The organism is Bowmanella yangjiangensis, from assembly GCF_017255015.1.
GTDB lineage: Bacteria > Pseudomonadota > Gammaproteobacteria > Enterobacterales > Alteromonadaceae > Bowmanella > Bowmanella yangjiangensis.
Map to the genome: position 1 here is coordinate 1 of NZ_JAFKCS010000045.1, position 7,242 is coordinate 7,242.

Genomic DNA, 7,242 nt, shown 5'->3' on the forward strand with positions numbered 1-7,242 from the left:
CGACCCGACCTGCGAGGCCGCCTCACACAGAACCACCCGAGCTCCCTCCGACGCCAGGTTGCAGGCACTCAGCAAACCGATCACCCCGCCACCGACAACAACTACATCAGCCCCCACTGCGCCCCCTTATACCGAACGACGATTTGACAATACCCAGCCTTGCTGTAGAACCGATGAGAGGCCAGGAAGGCCTCAGATCATAAGTGCAAAAGGAATCGCACCATGGATCAAAATCAACAAAAGGCTTTCAGCCTTGTAGAGTTGATGACGGTTACCTGCATCGTTGCCGTTCTCATCAGCATCCTGCCCACAACCCTGGGATCTCTGGCTCGAAACAACCGAGAGCAGGCTACCCGAGACACCTTGCTGGCACTCCTGTCACAGGCCCGAACACTTTCAGTCACAACACAGCGCCCCCACGTCCTATGCGGCTCAAGTGATGGTGATACCTGCGATGGACGATGGGCCAGGTACTGGCTGGTCGTCACACCTCACGACAACCGTGTTCACCAGCGTTATCTGCCTCACGAAACCACTCCCGTATGCTGGAGCGGCTTCAGTCAGGACATTCGCTACGTCCCAAATGGTACCGCTCCCGCAAGCAACGGGCGCTTCGCTCTGTGTCGAGAGCAGATACCCGTCTGGCAAGTGGTCATCAACCGCCAAGGCCGGGTGCGCCTGGCGTCGACAACGGAGCGAGCGGCCTGCTGCATGACCGATCATACCGGCAGTTAAACCGATCATCCCGCCTGAAAAGACAGTCGGATCGGCACTTGGCAAACTGAGCAAACACTCTCCAATAAAGTGCACGCCAGTATGCCCAATGCCCTTTCCTGCTCAGGCCGCACGATAACCTCCCGGTTGTCGGTGCAGGGCTTTTCTCTGATCGAACTCCTGATCGTCCTGATTCTCATTGGAATATTTGCGGCAATAGCGATGCCCAATCTTCAGCAGTTGATGGCCACCAACCGGGTTCAAAGCGCGACCAACGAGCTGACGAGCCAGCTGCAATATGCCAGGAGCGAGGCGGTCGTCCGCAATCGCTTGGTTATCGTGGAGAACACGTCCGGGCAAAGTGGCCGCTGGGATCAGGGAATTCGTATTTTCGTGGCGGGCAACACCACCGCCAACCGGGCCTACAACTCATCCACCGATACTGAGCTGCGCAGTCATGCGGGTTCGGGCCAACCGAAGCTCGCGGCGAAATCGACCAGTGGCGCAGCCTCCTGGCTCTCCTTCAGACCCAACGGCACATTGGCCACTACCACAGCGCAACAGATCGTCCTCTGCGAAGACGGTGATCTGTCCCTGGCCAGAGTGATAGAAGTCCAGCCCAGTGGGCGTGTCACAACCCCTACAGCCGCCCCAACTACCTGTTCGCCGTGAGAATGCACATGCCCGCGAAGACATCACAGAAAGGCTTCAGCATGGTCGAGGTGCTGGTAGCCATCGTAATCATCAGCATCGGTGTGCTTGGACTCGTCGCCATGCAAGGCAAGACGATCCAGTACACCCAGGATGCCAACCAGCGCAATACCGCGGCCATGCTGACCAACGACCTGATCGAGCTGATTCGTGGCAATAGAAGCGCGGTAATCGGCCCCAGCGGGGAATTGCTCAGCTCCTCCAACTACTACAAGGCAGCGTCTGGCGCATTCCCCACCGCCGGTGAAGCCAGCTGCAGAACGACCACGGGCTGTACCGCCGCACAAATGGCGACCGATCACCTGTTCCTGTGGACCCAGCAGGTGCGCAACAGCTTGCCGATCGACGACGCCACTCTGGCCACCTTCATCATCTGCCGGGATAGAACCCCGGATAGCGAAGCCTGCGACAACCAGGGATCGGCCATAAAGATCCGTGTCGGCTGGCTGAGCCGCAACACCGACTGCCCGGCAAATACGCCTTTCGCTGACGACAACCTGGTGGATGCCGGAAATCGTCGCGAGTACTACCAAATCAGCTTCGAGCCCTGAGGTGCCCATGCAACGCCTGACACCATCCCAACAACGAGGCTTGTCCATGATCGAGCTGCTGATCGCCATGGCGATCAGCAGCTTCCAGATCCTCGGTATCACGCAGATTTTTATAGACAACAAGCGCAACTACATCTACCAGCAGAACCAGTCCGCCAACCAGGAGGGCAGCCGTTTCTCTCTGATACTGCTGGAACAGCAGCTCTACAAGGCTGGATATCGTCGCACGCCACAAGATGCCCGCGACTTCATCTTCCCTGCGGTCGCGGCCACCAACGGCTGCATGGCATTTGCCGCTGGCCAGGTCATCAGACCGACCACCAACGGCCAGGGCATATGCATGCGCTATCAGCGTGCGACCAACAGTGAGCGTGACTGCCAAGGCAACACGATCACCAGTGATACGCCTGTCACGGTCAAGATAGAAAGAACGACAGCGGGCCAATTGCAATGTGCCGTGAGATCAGGCACGGGCACATTCAGTGCAGCCGCGACGCTGCTGGAGAACGTCAGCCAGATTCAGTTCGAATACGGCATCGACAGCCAGGGCGCTGATCGTGTTGCAGACGCCTACGTGCCCTACAACAACGTCCCGAGTCTCAGCGACGTCATTGCCGTTCGTTATGCCACGCTGCTGGAAAGCACCTCGACCAACGTCGCCCTGAGCAACGACAGTTATTACTTCCCGCTGTCCAGCACCGCCGCCACGACACCCTCGGACAGCAGGCTCTATCGCTCCGTACAGGGCACAACGACCTTGAGGAACATCGCGCCATGATTCCCGCAACTCACAAGCAACGTGGCGCCACGCTGCTGATCAGCCTGATACTGCTCCTGATCATTACGGTTCTGGCCATTTCCAGCATGAGAGAAGTCACGCTGGAAGAACGCATCGTTGGCAATCTGCGCGATCAACAGGCGTCGTTCAACGGTGCCGAATCAGCGCTTCGCGAAGGCGAAACCCGCCTTGCCGCCAGTATCGGCCCCGCCACGACTTCGGCGAACTGCGCAGGTCAGACGGTGCTCTGCGTCCGTGCGACCCCCTCCACCTCTATTCCGTACCTCGACTGGTCCTGGTGGACGACCGCAGCAAACGCGATTCCTTACAAGGGTTCGACGAGCAACACAACAGAACTCAACGTAGCCAGCGACCCCCGCTGGCAAACAGCGCTGCTGGGCTTTGATCTGATCGACTCCAGCGGCCGGGTCGAGGTGACTGACCCGAACCTGCGCAGCCGGGGTGTCGGCCCTTACTACTATGAGGTCAACGCCTCATCACAGGGTCGTTCCAGCCGCACCATGACTGCCCTGCAATCCGTTACCGTTCAGCGCTACTGAATCGGAGTCAAACATGAAGACCACACAATTCACAGCCAAGACAGCGCTCAGTAGTGCATTGGTAACCGCCATGCTCATGGCTGCCCAGTCGACCCAGGCGGCTGGACTGACTATCGGTCAGGAACCGCTGTTCCTGACCGAAGGTGTTGCCCCCAACCTGCTGGTGACGCTGGACGACTCCGGTTCCATGGCCTATGCCTTTGCTCCGGATAGCATCTCGGGAAGGTCTACGACCCGCAGATTCAGATCATCGGACTATAACCCGATGTACTACAACCCCAATACGACTTACGCCCGCCCCAAGAGCGTGACCTTCAACAGTCGCACGGGGTTGATTTCTACAACGGAATACACCACCAGCTATACACAGGCCTATATCAACGGTTTCAAGCCCAACCTGGGCTCTATAAATCTTTCAAACAACTACCTCGTAACGACTACCCATACACCGGACAGCACCTCCCAGAGCCAGGCGAATCACCCTTCAAGTGATTTCAACCGAACCGGTCGGGCATCTGCCGCATATTATTACGTTCGCGACAACTCTCTCAGTAACTGTAATGGCACACTTGAAGACGATGACTGTTACCGGCTGGTGTGGGTCAGCAGTGCCGAACAGCAGAACTTCGCGAACTGGTATTCGTTCTACAGGACTCGTACGCTAGCGACAGCCTCGGCCGCCAATCTGGCGTTCCTGTCACTCCCCGACAACGTCCGCGTCACCTGGCAGATGCTCAACACTTGCAGAAGCATTGGTTCTGGCAACTGCAGCGGCGCCGACAACAGCTATTCCAACTACCTGCGCAACTTTGCCAACCAGCATCGCGAGGGCTTCTTCTCCTGGTTGGCCGATCTGCCTGCAAGTGGGGGCACCCCCCTACGCGCCGCAGCTCAGCGGGCAGGTAACTTTCTCTCGACTACCGGCGTCAACGGCCCTTGGGCCTATGCCCCTGGCACAACAACGTCACCACAGTATTCCTGCCGCTCCACCTACCATATTTTAATGACCGATGGTCTGTGGAATGGGAGTCTATCCACCGATGTGGGTGATACCGACGGGACCGGCCGAACATTGCCTGATGGTACAGCCTATACAGCAAGAGCGCCGTTCCGTGACGGTGCCAGCCGTAACGATGAGAACACCCTGGCAGACTTGGCATTCAAATACTGGGCCGAGGATGCGAATACGAACCTGGCGAACGGCCTGAAACCCTTCATCCCGGCCACCAACGCCGACCCAGCGACCCAGTACTGGGACCCTCGCAACAACCCGGCCACCTGGCAACATATGGTGACCTATACGCTGGGCCTGGGCTTGACTCGTAGCCTGACCAACCCAGCCTGGGGCGGCAGTACGTTCGAAGGCGACTATGACCGCCTGCGCCAGGGACTCGTAGACTGGCCTCAGCCGGCCAGCAACCAATCGCAAAACGTGTACGAGCTGTGGCACGCGGCACTCAACTCTAGGGGCGAATTCTTCAGCGTCGACTCGCCGAACGACATGGTGGCGGCCTTCCAGACCATCCTCAATCGCATTGCCGCCCGCGATACATCGGCCTCTGCGGCCTCGCTGGAGTCGGCAGTCGCCACATTCGACAACGAGGCCTACTACGCACGCTTTTCCAGCAAGAACTGGAGCGGCGAACTGGTCAAGTATGACGTGGACAGCAACGGACTCCTGACGTTTGCCTGGAATGCGCGTGACCCACTGAACAGTCGCTCACCTGCATCGCGCACCATCATGTTCAACCAGAACGGGACGTTGCAGCCGTTCCTGTGGAGCAATCTGTCCACGGCGCAGCAAACGACGCTCAATCGTACCGCTGCTGGGGTAGCAGATACCCGCGGGGAGTCCCGCGTGAACTATATCCGCGGCGACCGCAGCCTGGAGACCAGCACGTTCCGCACTCGGGAGCACCTGCTGGGGGACATCATCCACTCCAGCCCGATTGCGGTAGGAGCGCCAGACCGGGTGCCCAACCTGATGGACCAGGCCGCTGGCAGCTCTGGCGCCCAGTCCTACAACAACTTCGCCCTCAGCAAGGCCAACCGGGCCAAACGGATCTACGTTGGCGCGAATGACGGCATGCTGCATGCGTTCGACGCCTCGGGCAGCGAAGTATTTGCCTATGTACCAACGGCGGTGATCGAAAAGCTCAATCTGCTGACAGACAAGAGCTACACCCACCAGTTCTATGTTGACGGCACGCCCGTAGTGAGTGACATATTCGACGGCACGAATTGGAGGACCATTCTGGTCGGCACACTGCGTGGCGGCGGCCGTTCGGTTTTCGCTCTGGACATCACCGACCCCAACAATATCTCGCTGCTGTGGGAGTTCAGCTCCACTGCCGATGCGGACCTTGGCTTCACCTTTCCCGAACCCATCATCAGCAAACTGCACAATGGCAAGTGGGGCGTAATCCTCGCCAACGGCTACAACAGCACCAACGACCGCGCGGCCCTGTTCATTCTTGATGCAGTTGATGGCACGGTCACCCGGAAATTCACGGTGGGCACCGCCGGCACCATCAATGGCCTGTCCTCGCCGAGGGCTGTAGACATCAACGGGGACCTGGTCACCGACTACGTCTATGCCGGCGATCTCACTGGCAACCTCTGGCGTTTCGACCTGTTCGATGCCAGCAAATCGTCACCACTGCAGAACACAGCCAATGTCAACGCCAGCACTTTCAAGGTCGCGTTTGGCGGAAACCCGCTGTACACGGCTCTTGCCAGTGACGGCTCGACTCGACAGCCGATCACCGCAGCACCGGCGCTGGTTCGCCACCCATCGGGCACTGGCTACATCGTGGGCTTTGGTACCGGCAAGTACTTCGAAACCACGGACTCTCAGGCCAATACCTCCGTCGCGATGTCACTTTATGGCATATGGGATCGCCAGACGGCCGGGGAAACCGCCAGCTCAACGCCAAGCGTGGCACGCAGCAACCTGGTTGCCCAGACGATAAGCACCTCGGTAACCAGTACCTTCACGGACAGTGACAACAGCTCGTCCCGCAGCCGTGAAATTCGCACAATCAGCAAGAACCCCATTCAGTGGATGAATGGCACCAACGTCAACAAGTACGGCTGGTTCCTGGACCTGAAGGAAGGCAACACGCTGAAAGGGGAGCTCGTCACCACGCCGCTGACATCGCGCGGGAACGTACTGCTCGCAGCGACCACGGTGCCGAACTCGGACCCATGCAGCTCGGGCATCGACCGCTGGTTCCTGGCAATCGACGGTCGCACCGGTGGGGCCACTGACTTCAACGTGCTCGACCTGACCGGCAACAACTACGTGACCGCAGACGACTCCTACAACGGCCAGGTCGTGTCCAGTGTTCGCATACCGGGCTTCGGCTCCCCAGCGGTCGTGGGGACTCAGGCATTCTTCAACACCGATGGTGGCGTTCAGAAGGAAGTGCTGGACTTCGGTCCCGCCTCAAGAGGCCGCCAGACCTGGCGAGTACTGGGAGAGTAACAATGAAAAAGTTCTTTTTCATATTTGTCAGCGTGTGTGGGCTATGGATGGCCCATGCCTCGGCCCAGGCTCAAACCTTTGAAGCCGCTGGCGCCGTGCAGGACATAAACCTGGCACAGTCCAAGATCAGGATCGATGATCGCACTTACCTGCTGCCCAACTCGGTGACCGAGAGCCTGCTGGTCAATGCCGGTCCGGTGATCTATCAGCTCCAGATAGGCACCGTCATCGCGTTTTCCGGAACCGAGTCAGGTAGCATTGCCAAGATCGAGTCGGTCGCCATCTTGCTGCAACCGAGCCCCGAGGAAGTGCAGGAACTGCTGAGAGAGCGAGCGAATGAACAGAACTAAGAACTCGGGTTTTACCCTGATCGAGCTGATGATTGCAGTGATGATCATTGGTGTGCTGGCGGCCATTGCCATTCCCAGTTACCAGCAGTAC

9 protein-coding genes are annotated in these 7,242 nt (G+C 58.6%); 8 read left to right on the top strand and 1 reads right to left on the bottom strand.

Features of this window, described 5'->3' with window-relative positions:
- Positions 1-117: FAD-dependent oxidoreductase (locus J0A65_RS27485; RefSeq protein WP_206596238.1), on the bottom strand; the 117-nt coding region annotated here is incomplete at its 3' end.
- A 105-nt stretch (positions 118-222) separates the two neighbouring features.
- Here J0A65_RS27485 and J0A65_RS20665 point away from each other — a divergent pair.
- The 8 genes from J0A65_RS20665 to J0A65_RS20700 all read left to right on the top strand — a co-directional run.
- Positions 223-735: a GspH/FimT family pseudopilin gene (locus J0A65_RS20665; protein ID WP_206596233.1), complete on the top strand. Its 513-nt coding sequence runs from the start codon at positions 223-225 to the stop codon at positions 733-735.
- Between the two features lie 81 nt (positions 736-816).
- Positions 817-1,386, top strand: a complete 570-nt coding sequence (locus J0A65_RS20670) for a GspH/FimT family pseudopilin (protein ID WP_206596234.1) — start codon at positions 817-819, stop codon at positions 1,384-1,386.
- Between the two features lie 8 nt (positions 1,387-1,394).
- The gene (gene pilV, locus J0A65_RS20675; protein ID WP_206596235.1) at positions 1,395-1,976 is read left to right on the top strand and encodes a type IV pilus modification protein PilV; all 582 of its coding nucleotides are present in this window, start codon (positions 1,395-1,397) and stop codon (positions 1,974-1,976) included.
- A gap of 7 nt (positions 1,977-1,983) precedes the next feature.
- Entirely contained in the window at positions 1,984-2,754 is a 771-nt protein-coding gene (locus J0A65_RS20680) for a PilW family protein (RefSeq protein ID WP_269814692.1), read from the top strand.
- Entirely contained in the window at positions 2,751-3,314 is a 564-nt protein-coding gene (locus J0A65_RS20685) for a pilus assembly PilX family protein (protein ID WP_152487966.1), read from the top strand. Before J0A65_RS20680 ends, J0A65_RS20685 begins: the two co-directional genes overlap by 4 nt.
- A 13-nt stretch (positions 3,315-3,327) precedes the next feature.
- Positions 3,328-6,801 carry a pilus assembly protein gene (locus tag J0A65_RS20690; protein WP_206596236.1) on the top strand — a complete coding sequence of 1,158 codons (3,474 nt, stop codon included), beginning with the start codon at positions 3,328-3,330 and terminating at the stop codon, positions 6,799-6,801.
- A gap of 2 nt (positions 6,802-6,803) precedes the next feature.
- Positions 6,804-7,151 (top strand): PilY2 family type 4a fimbrial biogenesis protein, encoded by a 348-nt coding sequence (locus J0A65_RS20695; RefSeq protein ID WP_206596237.1) that lies wholly within the window; start codon positions 6,804-6,806, stop codon positions 7,149-7,151.
- On the top strand, positions 7,138-7,242 hold a 105-nt coding region (locus J0A65_RS20700; protein WP_206596240.1), incomplete at its 3' end, for a pilin. The genes J0A65_RS20695 and J0A65_RS20700, both read left to right, overlap by 14 nt.